Source organism: Burkholderia sp. YIM B11467 (genome assembly GCF_052952715.1).
Genome location: NZ_JBQVSQ010000001.1, coordinates 1,284,329 through 1,299,980, shown reverse-complemented (window position 1 = coordinate 1,299,980; position 15,652 = coordinate 1,284,329). Strand labels below are relative to the sequence as shown.

Here is a 15,652-nt window from a genome sequence, read left to right as displayed (position 1 = left end):
GCTGTCCGGTACCGAAGCGGCCCGTCGCGCAACACACCGCCCGCCCGTGACCGATCGTTTCCTGTTCAACCGATACACCACGATGACCGTATCCGAACTGCTCCGCGCCATCCGCCAACCTTATGTCGACCTGCTCGCGAAAGCGGCCGCGCAACCGGCGGTGGTCGTCGAACCGGCCTACCGGCGGGACGACGGCACGCTGGCCACCGAAGGGCCGCTCGCGCTGCCGTGCCGGGCCGACACCATCGCGGCCGAAGGCGAAGCAGCCGGCCAGCCCGCGATGGTCGATTCGACCACGCAGCTGGATTTCGCGCCGTTCGCGTTCGACCTCGAAACGGCGGCCGTGTCGATCCAGCCGTTCGTATGGGACTGGGCGTCGATCGAGGCCGACGGTCTCGACGAAAGCGCAGCGGTCGACGCATTCAAGACGTGGTTCCTCGCGTGGTTCGATGTCGACGACGAGAACGCGCCGGCCGAAGACGGGCTGCATGGCATCGTTCACTACCTGTCGGAACCGGTTCGCACGGAACAGGGGTGGCGCGTCAACGCGGATCTCGGCTCCGCGCCCGAGACGGCCGTCGAGGATCTGCTGTTCCGGCTCGTCGATGCGGGCGCCACGCGAATCAGCATCGGTTGAAATGTCACTTCATCGCTCACACACCATCATGAAAAAAACCCTCGCCGCCGTACTGCTCTGCATGTCGTTGCCGGCACTCGCCAAGGTTTCCACCGACGTGCTCTGCTTCACAACCGATGGCGACAAACCCGTGCGCTTCGAGATGCGCACCTACTACGACGATGCGGTCAAATGGTCGGGCGGCATGGTCCGTTACGCGAAATCCAAAACGGCCCTCCCGCTGGTGATCGAACACGAGGAAGACGAAGAGCTCGCCGAAGATCGCCCGCACCAGTTCACGACAACCTGGGTCGAAATGGTCGACGGCAAGATCAACGGGCGATACGAAATGATGTCCCAGGGCGCCAACATCTATTCGATGACCTACACCAATGCGCGCACCGGCAAGAAAACCGCGTTCGGCAGGGCGCTGGATGTCGACGCATCCGAAGAGACCGGGTGCCGCTGGTGATGCGCCCGCTGATCCGGATCGCATGGGTGCTGATCGCGCTGCGCGCCGGTGGGTCGGAGGCCGCGCCGCGCACGGTCTACGAGGGAACGCTGCAAGGCAGCCGGGCAAGGGCGGCAACATGGAAACGAGCGCCGCACTGACGCGCTTCATCGCGCAGCGGCGTGACAAGGCAGAGCCGGGCGAACGGCCGACCGACGGCGAAGGCAATTCGCTGTCGTGCGCCGACGTATTTCCCCAGTATCTTGCGTTCGAACTCGACGCGCCCGGCAAGCTGTCGTTCGCCGTGTCCGGTATCGGCCACGCGATGGGCGCTTGTCTCGGGCCGCAGCTCGACGCACCGTTTGCAGCGCTCGCGCCTATCCTGAGGCCTGGCGGCGCGCGTTATCTCGTGCCGGGCGTCAAGCTGAAGTAACGCGGCGGTGCGTAGCGGTGTCCGCATCGCGCAGCAACGACACCGCGCGATGCGCACGCACCGCAATCATTGCGTCAGGACGCGTCGCCCGGCGCGTCGACGTCGATGCCGAGTTCGCTGGCCATCCGCTGAACCAGCGCATTCAGTCGCGCCACTTCATCCGCGAGGCGCTTCTGTTCGGCCTTCAGCGCCTCGAATTCGGAAGGCGGAACGGTGTCCGCGCCGCCGGCATCGGCGCTCGCGAAATCGGCCACGTTCACTTCGCCGCACATCAGGTGCATCCAGCGATTCTCGCGGGCACCCGGCGCACGCGGCAGCCGGATGACGAGCGCCTGCGTGCGCGCCGCGAGTTCGTCGAGGAAGGCCTCGACCGACGAGATATCCGCGAAGCCGTGCAGGCGCGCGCTGTTCAGGCGCAGCTCGGCAGCCGTCTGCGGGCCGCGCAGCAGCAGGATCGTCAGCAGCGCGATCGCCTGGCTCGGGATGCCGAGCACACGGTTCATGTTGTGCTCGAAACGCGGCACACGGCTGCTGCTGCCCTCCATCACGAGGCTCAGGTGCTTCAGCCCGTCGAGCGCGGTCGTGACTTCATCGTCGCTGACGTTCATCACCGGCGCGCGCGCGGTCTTCTGGTTGCAGCCCGCGGTCAGCGCATTCAGCGACAGCGGGTAGGTGTCCGGCACCGTGTGCTGTTTCTCGACGAGCACACCGAGAATGCGGGCCTCGAGAGGCGTGAGTTCGCGAAGGGCGCGTGGCGTGGGCAGATCCGGCGTGGTGTTCATGATGGCGTCGCAGCGTGCAGCAGGTGGAGGGAAACGGTCGCGGCCCGTCCGGCATCGCGCACGGGCGAGCCATATGATAGCTCGCGACGCGCGGCCCGGCGCCGCTTGCCGCGCCGGCGCGCGCACTTGCCGCATCCGGCTTTCGTCCAACGTATCGGCTGCCCGCGCCGCACGGCGATGCATGTGCACCGCACCGCGGAATCGCCCTTCGCGCATACGGCGGCGTTTGCGCGACGCGCAGGCCGGCGCTACGATACGCGTTCACCCGGACATCCGCGGCGCCGTGCGCGATCGTCCTCGCACGCCCATACCACGCATCATCCGTCCCGCACGCACCGCCGCCGCCGCGCATGCGCGCCGCGCGTCGATACCCTTTTACCTCTTCACCGGTTCACCGCCATGACTGCAACCTCATCCGCGCCGCACGTGCGCGCCATCGTCACCGGACACACGCGCGGCCTCGGCGCATCGCTCGCCGAACAATTGCTGCTGGAGGGCATCGCCGTGCTCGGCGTGTCGCGCAGTCGCCATCCGTCGCTCGCATCGCAAGCCGGCGACCGTTTCGCCGAAGTCGAACTCGACCTGTCGGACGCATCGGCCGTCGCGGCCTGGCTGGCAGGCGACACGCTGCGCCACTTCGTCGACGGCGCGTCGATCGTGCTGCTGTTCAACAACGCGGGCATCGTCGACCCGATCGGCCCGCTCGCCGCGCAGGACCCGGCGATCGTCGCTCGCGCGGTCGGCCTGAACGTCGCGGCGCCGCTGATGTTGTCGGCCGCGCTCGCGCAAGCGGCAGCCGCCACGACCGAATGCCGGATCCTGCACCTGTCGAGCGGCGCGGCGCGCAATGCGTATGCGGGCTGGAGCATCTACTGCGCGACCAAGGCCGCGCTCGATCACCATGCCCGCGCGGTCGCGCTCGACGCGAACCGCGCGCTGCGGATCTGCAGCGTCGCACCGGGCGTCGTCGACACCGGCATGCAAGCAACGATCCGCTCGACCAGCGACGACAACTTCCCGATGCGCGACAAATTCGACCAGTTGAAGTCGAGCGGCGCGCTCGCGACGCCCGAGGCGGCCGCGCGACAACTGATCGCTTATGCGCTGAGCGATGCATTCGGCTCGGTGCCGACGACCGACGTGCGGGAACTGCCGGGCAACTGAGCCGCGCGGCGCGTCATCCTTCCAGCCGCTTCGTCCAGTCTTCGACCTGCCGCTCGGTCCGGCGCTTTTCCAGCATCTTGCGCCAGCCGGACGGCAATATCGGCACGTCACACAGCGCATCGAGCGCGGCCATGTCGAGCGTGCGCCGGTACAGCACATCGAGCACCGTCGACAGCGGCCATTGCGGATACGGGCGCTCGTGCAGCGCCAGCACATCGCCCGGCACCACCCACCCTTCGTGCAGCACGCGGTAGTACCAGCCGGTCCGGCCGCTTTGCTGCACAAGCGCGGCCATCCGCGGATGATCGAAGCGCGCATTGAGCTTCCAGCACGGCTGCCGCGACTGCGACACCTGAAGCACGGCGCCGCCCAGCGTCAGCACATCGCCAACGCACACGTCGTGCTCGGTCACGCCATGCGTCGACAGGTTCTCGCCGAACGCGCCGGGCTGCGCGAGCACGTCGCGTGCGCCGATCTGCTCGGACCACCACGCATAGTGATCGTGCGCATAGTGGTGAACCGCCTTGTCGGGGCCGCCATGATGCCGCGCGTCGGCCTGCTCGTCGCCGGCGAAGCCGAGCGCGCCCAGCCACAGACGCGAATCGACCGCGTGCTTGTCGATCGCGCTCGCGTGCGGCGTGCCGGCCAGCGGCCGGCTCGCGCCGATCCGCACCGCGCCGATGGCGGCCGCGATCGCCGGCCGTGTGCCATCGCTCATGCCGTCACACGGTCCGGCAGTGCCGCAAGCAGGCGTTCGAGCTCGCGCGTGCGTGCGTCGCCGAGCGGCAGCAGCGGCTTGCGCGGTTCACCGGCGTCGAAGCCGCGCAGCCGCAACCCGGCCTTCACGGTCACCGGCAACCCGCCGTTGACGATGAACTGCAGCAACGGCAATTGCGCGTGAAAAACCGCCCGGGCGCGCGCCAGGTCGCCCGCGCGCATCGCGTCGACCAGCGCAAGCGGCAACGCCGCGTTCAGGTTCGGCGCGGCCGTGCACCAGCCGGCCGCGCCCGCGGCCAGCGCGGCGAGCGCCATCGGATTGCTGCCGTTGTAGAACGGAATCGTGCCATCGCTCAACTGCGCGAGCCGGTGCATCCGCCCGATGTCGCCGGTGCTCTCCTTGACCATCGTCACGTTGTCGACGGTCCTGCAGATCGTCGCGATCAGGTCGGGCGACATGTCGACGCCGCTCGTGGCCGGGTTGTTGTACAGCATCACGGGAATGCCGATGGCGTCGCCGATCGCGCGATAGTGCGCGACGATCTCGTCGTTGCCGAGCTTCCAGTACGACACCGGCAGCACCATCACCGCATCGGCGCCGGCCTGTTCGGCGAAGCGCGCGCGGCGCACCGCACCGGCCGTCGTGAGATCGGAGATGCCGACGACGGTCGGCACGCGCCGGCGCACCGCGCGAATCGACGCGGTGGCGACCGCCTCCCATTCGTCGTCGGACAGGTAGGCGCTCTCGCCGGTACTGCCCAGCGGCGCGATCGCATGGACGCCGTCGGCGATCAGGCGCTCGATCAGCGCGTCGAGCGCGTTCAGGTCGACACCGCCGTCGGCGGAGAACGGCGTGACCGGGTAGGCAATGATGCCTTGCAGCAGGATAGACACGATGCGTATTCCTCAATGATGGGCGGACGCGGCAGAAGCGATCCGCGCGCTCATCCGATGCAGTCTTGATGCGTGCGCAATGCGCGGCGCGCGTAGTAGGCGAACGTCACGGCGTCGCGCTTCGGCGTCGAGATCCAGTCGTGCGCTTCCCGCGCCAGCGCCGGCGGAACCGGCCGAATCTCGCCGGCCGACATCGCGAGCAATTGCAGCTTCGCGGCCCGCTCGATCAGCAGCGCGAGCATGCACGCTTCCTCGATCGTCTTGCCGACCACCAGCTGGCCGTGATGCGACAGCAGGATCGCGCGCTTGTCGCCCAGCGCCTTCGAGATGATCTCGCCTTCCTCGTTGCCGACCGGCACGCCGGGCCAGTCCTTCAGGAACGCACAATCGTCGTAGAGCGGGCAGGTGTCCATGTGCGACACGACGAGCGGCTGCTCGAGCATCGACAGCGCCGCGACGTGCGCCGGATGCGTGTGGATGATGCAGTTCACATCCGGGCGCTCACGATAGATCCACGTGTGGAACCGGTTGGCCGGATTCGGGATGCCTTCGCCATCGACGACGTCGAGATCCTCGTTGACGCGCAGCAGGTTCGCGGCCGAAATCTCGTCGAAGCCGAACCCGAGCCGCTGCGTGTAGTACGTGCCGGCGGCGTCCGCACGGCAGGTGATCTGCCCGGCCAGGCCGGAGTCGTGACCGGCGTCGAACAGGATCCGGCACGTGAGCGCGACCTTCTGCCGTGCGGACCAGCCGCTGTCGCTCACCTCGTTGTCGAGACGCCGCTCCGCCAGCGCAACCAGCGCCTCCTTCGTCAACTTCAGCGTTTCCGCCATGTTCGCCTCCTGAATGGGTCGGATGTGTCGCATCGTCCGCAGTAGTTTCGCGAGGATTCGCGCCAGGCTGTGACACAGCATCCATTATATGACACACAGTGTCATGCGTTACAATCGGTTTTTCGAAGGACACCCGGCGCCCCATGACGATTCGCCTGAAGCTGCTCAGAAAACAGAAGGACTGGACGCTCGACGTGCTGGCCGACGAGACCGGCCTCACCAAGAGCTATCTGTCGAAGGTCGAGCGCGGCCTAAGCGTGCCGTCGATCGCGGTCGCGCTGAAGCTGTCGAAGGCACTGAATGTCGACGTCGAGCAGTTGTTCTCGGAAAGCCACAATCGTGAGTTGATCACGGTCACGCGCGCCGGCGAGCGCACGGCCATGGGCGCGGCGGCCGACAGCCACGCGCACCGCTTCGAAAGCATCGCGGCCGGCGTCGCGCCGAAGAAGATGCTGCCGTTCATCGTGCATCCGCCGCACGAATTCGTCGCGTCGACGTTCCGCGAGCACGAGGGCGAGGAATTCCTGTTCGTGCACAAAGGGCGCGTCGAAATCGAATTTCCGAACGAGACGGTGCAACTCAAGACCGGCGATTCAGTCTATTTCAACGCACTCATCCCGCACCGCACGCGCAGCCTCGGCGCCGTGCAGGCGGAGATCCTGGTCATCGTCAGTCACGACGACTAGACTCGTCACTTCTTCGCGCAAGGATCCCCCGATGGTCACGAAGGCCACCGCACCGTTCCAGCAGATCAAGACGCTCGTTCGCCAGAACGTCGAATCGGGCGACTGGCGCCCCGGGGATCGCATTCCGTCCGAGCTCGATCTCGCCGCGCAGTTCGGCGTTGCGCGCATGACGGTCAACCGCGCGCTGCGCGAGCTGACCGAGGAAGGCGTGCTGAAACGCATTGCGGGCGTCGGCACCTTCGTCGCCGAGGTGAAGCCGCAGTCGAACCTGCTGATGATCGCGCACATCCGCGACGAAATCCGCGCGCGCGGGCACGAATATCGCTGCCGCGTGCTGAGCCAGTCGAGCGAGCCTGCATCGTTCGACGTCGCGGCCGCGTTCGGCCTACCGGTCAACACGCCGGTGTTTCATGTGGTCTGCGTGCATGAGGAAAACGGCCGTCCGATCCAGCTCGAGGACCGCTACGTGAACCCGGCCGCCGCGCCCGGTTTCATCGATCAGGATTTCCAGATCGAGCCGCCGTCCGAATACCTGTACAACAACGTGTCGCACTACGAACTGGAGATCGAGCACGTCGTCGACGCGTCGCTGCCGACCGGCGAGCAGGCGCGGCTGCTCGACATGCGCGCCGACGAGCCATGCCTCACGCTCACGCGCCGCACCTGGACGAACGGGCTGCCCGTCACGTTCGTGCATTTCCTGCATCCGGGCAACCGCTATCGGCTCGGCTCGCGCTTCAAGCCGGGCGCCGGGCGCCACCCGACCTGAACCTTCATCGCGCGCATCACAGCGCACGGCGGCCGTTTCAAGCCGAAACGGCCGTCGTGTTCGTGACCCGCGCCGGTCAGATCGCGCCGGCCTGCCCCGCGCCGCGCGACCACACGACCGGAAACAACGAGTGATCGAGCGGCGCGCCGTCGGGCAGTTGATCCGCGAGCCCGGGGAACTCGGGCGACGTTTTCCAGCGGCGCGGCGCGTGACGGATATCGTCGCCGACGAAACGGATCGAGAATGCGCGCCGGCGGTTCTGCGTGCCGCCCGACGCATGCAGCGTGAGCATCCGGAAGCACACCATGTCGCCGGGCTCGAGCGCCCAGTGGCGGATCGGGAACGCCGCGCGGTCGGCTTCGATATCGGGGAGGTCCGCGAGGCTACCTTCCGGGAACCACTTCGCTTCCTTGTCCATGAACGTGCGCGGCATCAGCCACGGCCCGAGATGCGAGCCCGCGACAAATTCCAGCGTCGATTCGAGCGGCACCGGATCGACCGGAATCCACATGCTGACGTTGTCGTCGCCTTCGATGTTGTAGTACGGCTGGTCCTGGTGCCACGGCGTGCGCTGCCGCGTGCCGGGCTCCTTCACGAGCAGGTGGTCGTGATGCAGCCGCACGTGCTCCGTGCCCATCAGCGCGGCGGCCACCGACGGCGCCGGCGAGCGCACGATGAAGTCGCGATACGCGTCGTTGTGCTGCCAGTTGCAGAAATCCTCGAAGAACCAGCCCGGATCGTCGGGCCGGCTCGCGACTTTCGCGCGCTCGCTCGGCTGCGCGAGATTCGCGTCGATGCCGGCCCGCAGCGCGGCCACTTCGTCGGGCGAGAAAATGCCCTTGATGCGGACCGCGCCTTCCTCGCGGAACGCGGCGATCAGCTCGGGCGTCACGGCTTGCGCGACGCGATCCTGGATGCTCGTCATGGTGTGCCTGTCGGATGAATGAATCACGGGGTCACGGTGCGGCGGTCAGCTGCTTCGCGCCGTAGATATCGAAGTCGAAGTATTTCGCGGCGATCTTCTGGTACGTGCCGTTCGCGCGGATCGCGACGATCGCGTCGTTCAGCCGCTTCTTCATGTCGGCGTCGCCCTTGCGCAGCCCCATCGCGACGCCATAACCGGTGATGCGCACGTCGGTCACGTCGGGGCCCGCGAACGCGTAGCCCTTGCCGCGCGGCGTCTTCAGGAACGAGTAGCCGGCCTGCGTCTTGTCCTGGAAGGTCGCGTCGAGGCGGCCGTTGACGAGATCCTGGTACACCTGGTCCTGGTTCTGGTACGAGACGATCGTCACGCCCTTGGTCGCCCATTCGGCCTTCGCGTACGCCTCCTGCGTCGTGCCCTGGTCGATCCCGATGCGCTTGCCCGCGAGCGACGCCGCGGTCGGCAGCAGCTTCGAGCCGGCCGGCGCGACCAGCGCGCCCGGCGACGCGTACAGCTTGTTCGAGAAGTCGATCTGCTTGAGCCGCTCGTCGGTGGCCGTCATCGCGGACATGATCACGTCGAACTTGCGCGCGCGCAGCGCCGGGATCATCCCGTCGAAGCCCTGCTCGACCCACACGCACTTCGCATGCAGTTCCTCGCAGATCGCATTGCGCAGGTCGATGTCGAAACCGGCGAGCGAACCGTCGGGCTGCTTCGCCTCGAACGGCGGATACGTGGGATCGATGCCCCAGCGGATCGTCGACGTGTCCTGCGCGAACGACACGAGCGGCGCGAACGCCAGCGCGGTAACGAGGAGCTTTGCAGTGCGGTTCATGGCGGGTCCTTGAAAGTCTCGACGTGGCGGGCGACCGCCGACGTCCGGTGGATGGCGCCGCGCCGGGATGTCGACGCGGTGCGCGAAAGACGGGGACTTCGATGAAACTGCGTTGCAGTCTAGACCGCTCAATTTTTGAGCGCAAGCGGCGGGAAACGGGGGTGAGGTGGATTGAGGCCGGGCGGGGGCGGGAAGGAAGGGGTGGGGCTTGAATTTCGGCTGTATTGTCGAGATTTCGGGTGTTTACCCTGTGCGACGCGCGCCTGCCACAGAGCGTGTTTTTACCGATATCGGCAGGATGGCGATGTCTATACAGGCGGGCAGCGCGAAGTCTTGTCCGATACGGCTTCGGCTGTATTGATGATGCGACCTATACCGCAACGGAAATCCCTCGAGACGAAAATTCGCCCAACTGCGCGCCCCTGCCCGTCGCGCGCATCGACCTGCGCGCTGCGCTTGAGCAGCGTGCGCACTTCACCCGCAACGCCGCTCAGGTCCGGCGAAACCGCGATTGCCCGCAGCCTCCGGTCATGTTAAAAATCGTCGCACGCATTTGGAAATGAAATGTTCGAATCCGAAAAAGTGCATAAATGAATAGACCCCTGTTCGACCTCGACCTGCTGCGCGCGCTCGTAATGGTCGCCGACTGCGGCAGCTTCACGACGGCCTCCGCGCGCCTGCACTCGACGCAGTCGACGGTCAGCCAGAAGGTGCGCCGGCTCGAGGAAATCGCCGGGCATCGGCTGCTCGACCGCGGCACGCGCGACGTGCGGCCGACCGACGCGGGCGTGACGGTGCTCAGCTATGCGCGGCGCATGCTCGCGCTGAACGACGAGATGCTGGAAGCGCTGTCGGGCGCGACGGTCGCGCTGACGATCCGGCTCGGCGTGCCCGACGATTTCGCGGCGGGCCGCACGACCCATGCGCTCGCCGCGTTCAATCGCGAGCATCCGCAGGTCAAGCTCGAAGTGATGTGCGGGCTGAGCCGCGACATCAGCGCGGCCTACGATCGCGGCGAACTCGACCTCGTGCTGATCAAGCAGCGGCGCGACAGCCGCGAGGCCGTCGTGCGCTGGCCCGAGAAGCTGCGCTGGATCGACAGCGCGCAGCATCCGTCGATCGATCTCGACCCGGTGCCGATCGTCGTGTTTCCGCCGCGCGGGCTCTATCGCGATGACATGATCAAGGCGATCGAGGAGCGCGGCCGCCGCTGGCGGATCAGCTTCACGACGTCGAGCCTGAGCGGCATCCAGGCCGCCGTCGCCGACGGGCTCGGCATCAGCGTGCTGCCTGCGCGCGTGGTGACGGACGAGCACACCGTGCTGACCGCGAAGCAGGGTTTCGCGCCGATCGAGCATATGGACATCGCGATCCTGCATCGGCCGACGGCCGACCCGATGGTCAGCGAACTGACGAGGACGCTCGCGGCGATGCTGGAGCACGAAGAGTAATCGGGCGACTATCCGCACACCCCGGAACGACTCAGAACATCGTGTTCCCGTTCGCGGCCTGCTCAGGCACCGGCTGGTTGACGTCCCAGTGCTCGACGATCTTGCCGTTCTCCAGCCGGAAGATATCCGTGATCGCGCTGCCGCGCGTGCCGGGTTCGCGCACCGCGTGCACGTGCAGGATCACGTAGTCGCCGTCGACGAACGAGCGCTTGATCTCGCTGTGCGACTGCGGATACTTGTCGCGCAGGAACGCGACGAACTTGCGGAAGCCGTCGCGGCCGTCGGCCGCGTTCGGGTTGTGCTGCACGTAGCGGTCGCCGACATACGCGAGCGCGGCGTCCGCGTCTTTCTCGTTCAGGCCTTTTTCGTAGAACGCGAGCACCGTCCGCCGATTGGCTTCCTGCTGCGCGTCGCTCGGGCCGGCCGCCGCCGCATGCGCGGCCGTCACGGCGAACAGGGCCGCCGCCATCCATCGTGCGGCCCGTGCCGCTGTCGTGCGTCGCATTGTCGTCTCCCGGGAAGTTCGGCTGAAAGCCGGATCATACCGGGGCGACGCGACGCTCAGACCAGCGCGCCGTCGCGCGCGACGATCTTCCCCGACGACACGACGAGACGCCGCACCGGCCGCGCGACGACCGCCTCGGCGAACGTCAGCGCATCGACGAGCACGACGTCCGCGCGGCTGCCCGGCTGCAGCCCGTAACCGTCGAACCCGCAACCGCGTGCCGCGCTGTGCGTCACGCAATCGAGCGCGACTTCGAGCGCATCGTCGCGGCGGAAATCGTTGCGCATGCCGATCAGCATCGCGCGTTCGAGCATGTCGGGCGAACCGTACGGCGTCCACGTGTCGCGCACGCCGTCGTTGCCGCCGATGACGGTCACGCCCGCCGCGCGGCACGCGGCCACCGGCGGCACCGGCACCGCCGCCGGCGCGGTCGTGACGATCGCGACGCCGAGTTCGACCATCCGCGCGAGCAGCGCATCGCGCTCGCGTTCGGCGATATCGCCGAGACAGAACCCGTGGCTGATCGTGACCTTGCCCTGCATGCCGTGCGCGGCCGTGCGCTGCAGGATCAGGTCGAGCGAATACGCGCCCATCGACCCGCGCTCATGCAGGTGGATGTCGAGCCCGCGGCCGTGGCGTTCGGCGATCGCGAACAGCACGTCCACCGCTTCGACCGGATCGCCCTCGATCGCGCACGGGTCGAGCCCGCCGAGCAGGTCGGCGCCGGCGGCCAGCGCGTCGGACAGCAGCGCGTCGGTGCCCGGCCGCTTGAGCACGCCCGATTGCGGAAACGCGACGATCTGGATCTCGACCTGCCCGCGCAGCGTCTCGCGCGTGGCGAGCACGCCGTGCAGATGCCGCAGCCCGGCTTCGGTATCGACGTCGACGTGCGTGCGGATGCGTGTCGTACCGGCCGCGAGGAAGGCGCGCGCCAGCGCGAGCGACGCGACGCCGGCGTCATGGCCGCTCGTCGCGCGATAGTGCCGTTCGTTCTCGATCCGGTCGACGAGGCGCGGCCCGACCTGGTTGCGATACCACGGCATCCCCCAGTGCGTCTTGTCGAGGTGCGTGTGGCCTTCGACGAGGCCGGGCAGCGCGAGCGCACCCGCGCCGTCCTCGATCGCGCAGCCGGCGGGCGCGTCGAGCGACGGGCCGACGCGTGCGATGCGATCGCCTTCGATCAGGATGTCGAGCGCGGTGTCGGCGCTCGTGCGGACGTTGCGGATCAGCAGGTTCGTCATGTCGGTTCCGGTGTGGTCGGTCAGTGCGAAGCGGGCGCGGCGCGTGCCGTGCCCGCGGTCAGGTCGGTCAGCGCGTAAAGCGCAGCGCGGGGGCGAACGGCGCGCCGGTATCGCTTTCGCCGCGGCGGAACACCCAGCGTTCGGCCGGCACGCCCGCGACGGCCGCCGCCGCATTCGGTGCGCGCACCGCGACGAACGTCGCATCGCAACCGACCGCGATTCCGTAGTTCTCCTTGCCAAGCACGTGTGCGCCGGCGTGCGTCGCCATGTCGAGCGCGATGCCGAGCGCTTCGTCGGTGTAGAAGCCCGACCGGTAGCCGACCATCATCGCGCGCTGCAGCATGTCGCCGTTACCGTACGGCCACCACGCGTCGCGGATGTTGTCGTTGCCCGCGAACACGTGCACGCCCGCGTCGCGCAATTGCCGCACCGGCGGAAACGCGCAGTCGCCCGGCGCGTTCGTCAGGATCGACACACCGGCTTCGGCGAGCGCCGCCGCCGTGCGTTGAACATCGTCGTAGCCGACTTCGCCGAGCGCATACGCATGGCTCACGTTCACGCGCCCGCCGAGCCCCGCCGCGCGCGTGCGCGCCGCGATCCGCAGCAGTTGCGCGATGCCGGTCTCGCCCGGCTCGTGCAGGTGGATGTCGATCTTCGCGCCGCGCTTCTCGGCGATGCCGAACACGATGTCGAGCTGGCCGTCCGCATCGCCGTCGAGCGTCGTCGGGTCGATCCCGCCGACCACGTCCGCGCCTTCGCGCACGGCCGCATCGAGAATGTCGGCGGTGCCCGGGCACGTCACGACGCCGGCCTGCGGAAATGCAACGAGTTCGATGTCGACGATCCCGCGCCATTGCTCGCGCGCGGCCATCACGGCCTGCAGGTTCGACAGGCCGGTCGTCGCATCGACGTCGACGTGGCTGCGCATCGCGACCGTGCCGAAGGCGGCGGCCTGCGCGATCAGCGCGTTCGCGCGCTCGACGATCGGCGGTGCGGCCGCGAGCTGGCGCTTCTCGACCGCGAGCCGCTCGCGCAGCGAGCCGACCGATTCGTGCGGCACCCAGCGATCGCCGACGAAGCTCTTGTCGAGATGGATGTGGCCGTCGACGAAACCGGGCAGCACCACGCACCCGTCGAGGTCGATCGTCTCCGTGCCGGGCGCAGCCGCGCAATCGGCACCGATCGCGGTGAAGCGGCCGTCGCGGACGACGAGGTTGATGGGCTGGCCGCCGGCATCGACGGCGTTGATGAAGATACGATCGGTCATGGCTCGGAATGTGGGGCGGTCGCTGCGCGACACCGGCGCGGACAGGGGAAGGAACCGCAGCCGGCGCGGCGCGACCGTTGGCAGGGAATCCGGCCACGATATCGGACGCTGCCGCCCGAGGCCAATTAAATGTCGCGATGCCGCGCATTCGATTTCGCGATGCGTGGCGCGCGCGCCCGCCGTTCGTCGCGCGACGATGGGGCTGAATCGAGGTGGAAACAGCGGAAATACCGATGGCCGAGCAGCGGCGGCATCACCGGAACTCAAGCGCCCGGAGGCCGCCTCGCGCCGTTGCCGGCCCACGCTTGCGCGCCCCGCCCGGCCGGCGATTTACGCGGCAACAGACTTTACACGTTGTTACCCGGCCGCACCGGACGTGCATCCGGCCATTCCTTATACTCACGCCGAGTTCGCCACCCGTCCCGGAATCCTTCGGCGGACACGTTGCCGATGCAGGAAACACATGATGCGCATGCCTTCCACGAAGACCGTTCTGTTCGCCTCGCTCGTCGCCGTGGCGGCGCTTCCGCTGACCGCCTGCGTCGCGCCGGGTTATTACGGTGCGCAGCCGGGTTATCCGCAGCAGCAATACGCGACGCCCGGTTATGCGCAGCCCGCGTATTCGCAGCCGGGCTACGTGCAGCAGCAACCGGCCTATCCGAACCAGGCGCCGCAACCGTACGACCAGTACGGCAACCAGCCGCAATACGGGTCGCAGCCGTATGACCAGTACGGCAATCAGCAACAGCAATACGGCAACGGCTACGGCACGCAGTACGGCACGGTCGCGAACATCCAGCCGGTCAACGGCTCGGTCGGCCCGTCGGGCGTCGCCGGCACCGTCGTCGGTGCGCTGATCGGCGGCGTGCTCGGCAACCAGGTCGGCCGCGGTCACGGCCGCGATGCGGCCACCGTGATCGGCGCGCTTGGCGGCGCGGTCGCGGGCAACCAGATCGGCCAGCAGATGGGCGCCGCGCAACCGCCGAGCAGCTACCGGATCGACGTGCAGGTCAGCGACGGCTCGACGCGTTCGTTCGACGTGCAGTCGCCGGGCAACCTTCGTCCGGGCGATCGCGTGCAGATCAACGGCAATCAGCTGTCGCGCTATTGATGCCGATTCGGTGCGCCCTCTAACCTGAGCGGGCGCACGTTGCGCGTGTGATGTCGTGTGCGGGTACGGCACGACGGCGCATCTGTTTGACGTCATCCTCCTCCTTCGTACCGACGCGGCGCGCATCACGCGCCGCCGGTACGCCGCAGTGCCTCCGCCTTCGTGCCCGCTTCCCGCGCGACGTTTCGCACGTCCGTTGCACCGCTCGCCCGCTCAAACCTGCCGCATTGCCGTCACACGCGCACCTACCGCGAAACGCGATCCCACTCGGACGAGCGACGCGGCCGGGATGCAACACGCATCGAACCCCGCCACGCGACATCCGGATTCCTATTAGGATAAGCACGATGCATCCTGCGGCCGCAACGGCCCGCGCCGGCATGCACGTCCCCCAACCGGAATACCCTCGATGACGATCACGACCCGCCTGCTCGACGCGGCCGACGCCGCCCGTTTCCAGACTGTCCGCCTGCGTGCGGTCGACACCGCGCCCACGTCTTTCCTGCCGACACTCGACGAAGAATCGCAGGTACCAGTCGACGAATTCGCGACGCGCATCACGCCGACCCGCGAACGCGCGGTGTTCGGCGCGTTCGATGGCGACACGCTCGTCGGCATCACCGGCGTGCGCCGCGATGCGCGCGTGAAGATCGCGCACAAGGCGACGATCTGGGGCGTGTTCGTCGATCCCGCGTATCGCGGGCAAGGCATCGCACAAACGCTGCTCGAAAACGCGACCGCACACGCGGCGCAAGCGTGGCAGTGCAAGCAGCTGATGCTGTGCGTGAACGAGGTCAACGCCAACGCCGAGCGACTGTATGCGTCGCAGGGGTTCGTCCGGTTCGGCACGGAGCCGCGCTCGCTGTTCGTCGACGGCCGCTTCTACGACGAACACCACATGGTCAAGACGCTGGCCTGACGCGTTCGATCCGGTTTACGTGCGCGCGCATCGATCGACGCACGCGCCCCCCTGCT

Annotated in this window: 18 protein-coding genes; 9 read left to right on the top strand and 9 right to left on the bottom strand. The window is 67.8% G+C overall.

What is annotated here, in order from left to right:
- The first annotated feature begins 82 nt into the window (after positions 1 to 82).
- The 3 genes from ACTRWB_RS05900 to ACTRWB_RS05890 all read left to right on the top strand — a co-directional run bounded on the left by ACTRWB_RS05900 (position 83) and on the right by ACTRWB_RS05890 (position 1,500).
- Entirely contained in the window at positions 83 to 637 is a 555-nt protein-coding gene (locus ACTRWB_RS05900; protein ID WP_446901246.1) for a hypothetical protein, read from the top strand.
- Between the two features lie 28 nt (positions 638 to 665).
- Positions 666 to 1,088, top strand: coding sequence for a hypothetical protein (locus ACTRWB_RS05895; RefSeq protein WP_446901245.1), 423 nt, complete (start codon positions 666 to 668; stop codon positions 1,086 to 1,088).
- Between the two features lie 118 nt (positions 1,089 to 1,206).
- Entirely contained in the window at positions 1,207 to 1,500 is a 294-nt protein-coding gene (locus tag ACTRWB_RS05890; protein WP_446901244.1) for a hypothetical protein, read from the top strand.
- 74 nt (positions 1,501 to 1,574) lie between these two features.
- Here ACTRWB_RS05890 and ACTRWB_RS05885 read toward each other — a convergent pair whose 3' ends face one another.
- A complete protein-coding gene (locus ACTRWB_RS05885) occupies positions 1,575 to 2,282 on the bottom strand; it encodes a YceH family protein (protein ID WP_343491215.1) in 708 nt (235 codons plus the stop codon).
- Positions 2,283 to 2,681: 399 nt separating this feature from the next.
- Between ACTRWB_RS05885 and ACTRWB_RS05880 the strand changes: the two genes are divergently transcribed.
- On the top strand, positions 2,682 to 3,446 hold the full coding sequence (locus ACTRWB_RS05880) for an SDR family oxidoreductase (protein WP_446901243.1): 765 nt from the start codon (positions 2,682 to 2,684) through the stop codon (positions 3,444 to 3,446).
- A gap of 13 nt (positions 3,447 to 3,459) precedes the next feature.
- On the opposite strand, the gene ACTRWB_RS05875 is transcribed toward ACTRWB_RS05880, so the two are convergent.
- From ACTRWB_RS05875 to ACTRWB_RS05865, 3 genes are read right to left on the bottom strand one after another with little or no spacing between them, the layout of a single operon-like run.
- Positions 3,460 to 4,164, bottom strand: coding sequence for an MOSC domain-containing protein (locus tag ACTRWB_RS05875; protein ID WP_446901242.1), 705 nt, complete (start codon positions 4,162 to 4,164; stop codon positions 3,460 to 3,462).
- Positions 4,161 to 5,057, bottom strand: coding sequence for a dihydrodipicolinate synthase family protein (locus ACTRWB_RS05870; RefSeq protein ID WP_193099565.1), 897 nt, complete (start codon positions 5,055 to 5,057; stop codon positions 4,161 to 4,163). The genes ACTRWB_RS05875 and ACTRWB_RS05870 overlap by 4 nt, the downstream gene beginning before the upstream one ends.
- A gap of 50 nt (positions 5,058 to 5,107) precedes the next feature.
- On the bottom strand, positions 5,108 to 5,890 hold the full coding sequence (locus tag ACTRWB_RS05865; protein WP_446901241.1) for an aldolase: 783 nt from the start codon (positions 5,888 to 5,890) through the stop codon (positions 5,108 to 5,110).
- 143 nt (positions 5,891 to 6,033) lie between these two features.
- Here ACTRWB_RS05865 and ACTRWB_RS05860 point away from each other — a divergent pair, with 143 nt between their 5' ends.
- Together ACTRWB_RS05860 and hutC are read left to right on the top strand one after the other, a co-directional pair.
- Positions 6,034 to 6,576, top strand: coding sequence for a helix-turn-helix domain-containing protein (locus ACTRWB_RS05860; protein ID WP_446901240.1), 543 nt, complete (start codon positions 6,034 to 6,036; stop codon positions 6,574 to 6,576).
- Between the two features lie 31 nt (positions 6,577 to 6,607).
- The gene (gene hutC, locus ACTRWB_RS05855) at positions 6,608 to 7,345 is read left to right on the top strand and encodes a histidine utilization repressor (protein ID WP_193099562.1); all 738 of its coding nucleotides are present in this window, start codon (positions 6,608 to 6,610) and stop codon (positions 7,343 to 7,345) included.
- A 76-nt stretch (positions 7,346 to 7,421) separates the two neighbouring features.
- Here the strand turns inward: hutC and ACTRWB_RS05850 are convergent, their stop codons facing one another.
- Both ACTRWB_RS05850 and ACTRWB_RS05845 read right to left on the bottom strand, forming a co-directional pair.
- Entirely contained in the window at positions 7,422 to 8,270 is an 849-nt protein-coding gene (locus tag ACTRWB_RS05850) for a phytanoyl-CoA dioxygenase family protein (RefSeq protein WP_446901239.1), read from the bottom strand.
- Positions 8,271 to 8,301: 31 nt separating this feature from the next.
- A complete protein-coding gene (locus ACTRWB_RS05845; protein WP_129516043.1) occupies positions 8,302 to 9,102 on the bottom strand; it encodes an ABC transporter substrate-binding protein in 801 nt (266 codons plus the stop codon).
- A gap of 590 nt (positions 9,103 to 9,692) precedes the next feature.
- Between ACTRWB_RS05845 and ACTRWB_RS05840 the strand changes: the two genes are divergently transcribed.
- Complete coding sequence (locus ACTRWB_RS05840) at positions 9,693 to 10,553, top strand: LysR family transcriptional regulator (RefSeq protein WP_129516046.1); 861 nt, start codon at positions 9,693 to 9,695, stop codon at positions 10,551 to 10,553.
- A 31-nt stretch (positions 10,554 to 10,584) separates the two neighbouring features.
- Here the strand turns inward: ACTRWB_RS05840 and ACTRWB_RS05835 are convergent, their stop codons facing one another.
- The 3 genes from ACTRWB_RS05835 to ACTRWB_RS05825 all read right to left on the bottom strand — a co-directional run bounded on the left by ACTRWB_RS05835 (position 10,585) and on the right by ACTRWB_RS05825 (position 13,566).
- On the bottom strand, positions 10,585 to 11,058 hold the full coding sequence (locus ACTRWB_RS05835; RefSeq protein ID WP_446901238.1) for a nuclear transport factor 2 family protein: 474 nt from the start codon (positions 11,056 to 11,058) through the stop codon (positions 10,585 to 10,587).
- Positions 11,059 to 11,114: 56 nt separating this feature from the next.
- Positions 11,115 to 12,299 carry an amidohydrolase family protein gene (locus tag ACTRWB_RS05830; RefSeq protein WP_446901237.1) on the bottom strand — a complete coding sequence of 395 codons (1,185 nt, stop codon included), beginning with the start codon at positions 12,297 to 12,299 and terminating at the stop codon, positions 11,115 to 11,117.
- Between the two features lie 67 nt (positions 12,300 to 12,366).
- Positions 12,367 to 13,566, bottom strand: coding sequence for an amidohydrolase family protein (locus tag ACTRWB_RS05825; protein ID WP_446901236.1), 1,200 nt, complete (start codon positions 13,564 to 13,566; stop codon positions 12,367 to 12,369).
- A 463-nt stretch (positions 13,567 to 14,029) separates the two neighbouring features.
- Between ACTRWB_RS05825 and ACTRWB_RS05820 the strand changes: the two genes are divergently transcribed.
- Both ACTRWB_RS05820 and ACTRWB_RS05815 read left to right on the top strand, forming a co-directional pair.
- Entirely contained in the window at positions 14,030 to 14,677 is a 648-nt protein-coding gene (locus ACTRWB_RS05820; RefSeq protein WP_048246153.1) for an outer membrane lipoprotein, read from the top strand.
- A 409-nt stretch (positions 14,678 to 15,086) separates the two neighbouring features.
- The gene (locus ACTRWB_RS05815) at positions 15,087 to 15,596 is read left to right on the top strand and encodes a GNAT family N-acetyltransferase (RefSeq protein ID WP_343491203.1); all 510 of its coding nucleotides are present in this window, start codon (positions 15,087 to 15,089) and stop codon (positions 15,594 to 15,596) included.
- Positions 15,597 to 15,652: the final 56 nt, after the last annotated feature.

Excerpts from the sequence above, each read along its gene's own strand:
- hutC (WP_193099562.1), top strand. The coding sequence starts at position 6,608 with ATGGTCACGAAGGCCACCGCACCGTTCCAGCAGATCAAGACGCTCGTT.
- ACTRWB_RS05835 (WP_446901238.1), bottom strand. The coding sequence starts at position 11,058 with ATGCGACGCACGACAGCGGCACGGGCCGCACGATGGATGGCGGCGGCC.
- ACTRWB_RS05850 (WP_446901239.1), bottom strand. The coding sequence starts at position 8,270 with ATGACGAGCATCCAGGATCGCGTCGCGCAAGCCGTGACGCCCGAGCTG.
- ACTRWB_RS05900 (WP_446901246.1), top strand. The coding sequence starts at position 83 with ATGACCGTATCCGAACTGCTCCGCGCCATCCGCCAACCTTATGTCGAC.
- ACTRWB_RS05890 (WP_446901244.1), top strand. The coding sequence starts at position 1,207 with ATGGAAACGAGCGCCGCACTGACGCGCTTCATCGCGCAGCGGCGTGAC.
- ACTRWB_RS05815 (WP_343491203.1), top strand. The coding sequence starts at position 15,087 with ATGACGATCACGACCCGCCTGCTCGACGCGGCCGACGCCGCCCGTTTC.
- ACTRWB_RS05880 (WP_446901243.1), top strand. The coding sequence starts at position 2,682 with ATGACTGCAACCTCATCCGCGCCGCACGTGCGCGCCATCGTCACCGGA.
- ACTRWB_RS05875 (WP_446901242.1), bottom strand. The coding sequence starts at position 4,164 with ATGAGCGATGGCACACGGCCGGCGATCGCGGCCGCCATCGGCGCGGTG.
- ACTRWB_RS05825 (WP_446901236.1), bottom strand. The coding sequence starts at position 13,566 with ATGACCGATCGTATCTTCATCAACGCCGTCGATGCCGGCGGCCAGCCC.
- ACTRWB_RS05820 (WP_048246153.1), top strand. The coding sequence starts at position 14,030 with ATGATGCGCATGCCTTCCACGAAGACCGTTCTGTTCGCCTCGCTCGTC.
- ACTRWB_RS05865 (WP_446901241.1), bottom strand. The coding sequence starts at position 5,890 with ATGGCGGAAACGCTGAAGTTGACGAAGGAGGCGCTGGTTGCGCTGGCG.
- ACTRWB_RS05830 (WP_446901237.1), bottom strand. The coding sequence starts at position 12,299 with ATGACGAACCTGCTGATCCGCAACGTCCGCACGAGCGCCGACACCGCG.
- ACTRWB_RS05840 (WP_129516046.1), top strand. The coding sequence starts at position 9,693 with ATGAATAGACCCCTGTTCGACCTCGACCTGCTGCGCGCGCTCGTAATG.
- ACTRWB_RS05885 (WP_343491215.1), bottom strand. The coding sequence starts at position 2,282 with ATGAACACCACGCCGGATCTGCCCACGCCACGCGCCCTTCGCGAACTC.
- ACTRWB_RS05845 (WP_129516043.1), bottom strand. The coding sequence starts at position 9,102 with ATGAACCGCACTGCAAAGCTCCTCGTTACCGCGCTGGCGTTCGCGCCG.
- ACTRWB_RS05895 (WP_446901245.1), top strand. The coding sequence starts at position 666 with ATGAAAAAAACCCTCGCCGCCGTACTGCTCTGCATGTCGTTGCCGGCA.
- ACTRWB_RS05860 (WP_446901240.1), top strand. The coding sequence starts at position 6,034 with ATGACGATTCGCCTGAAGCTGCTCAGAAAACAGAAGGACTGGACGCTC.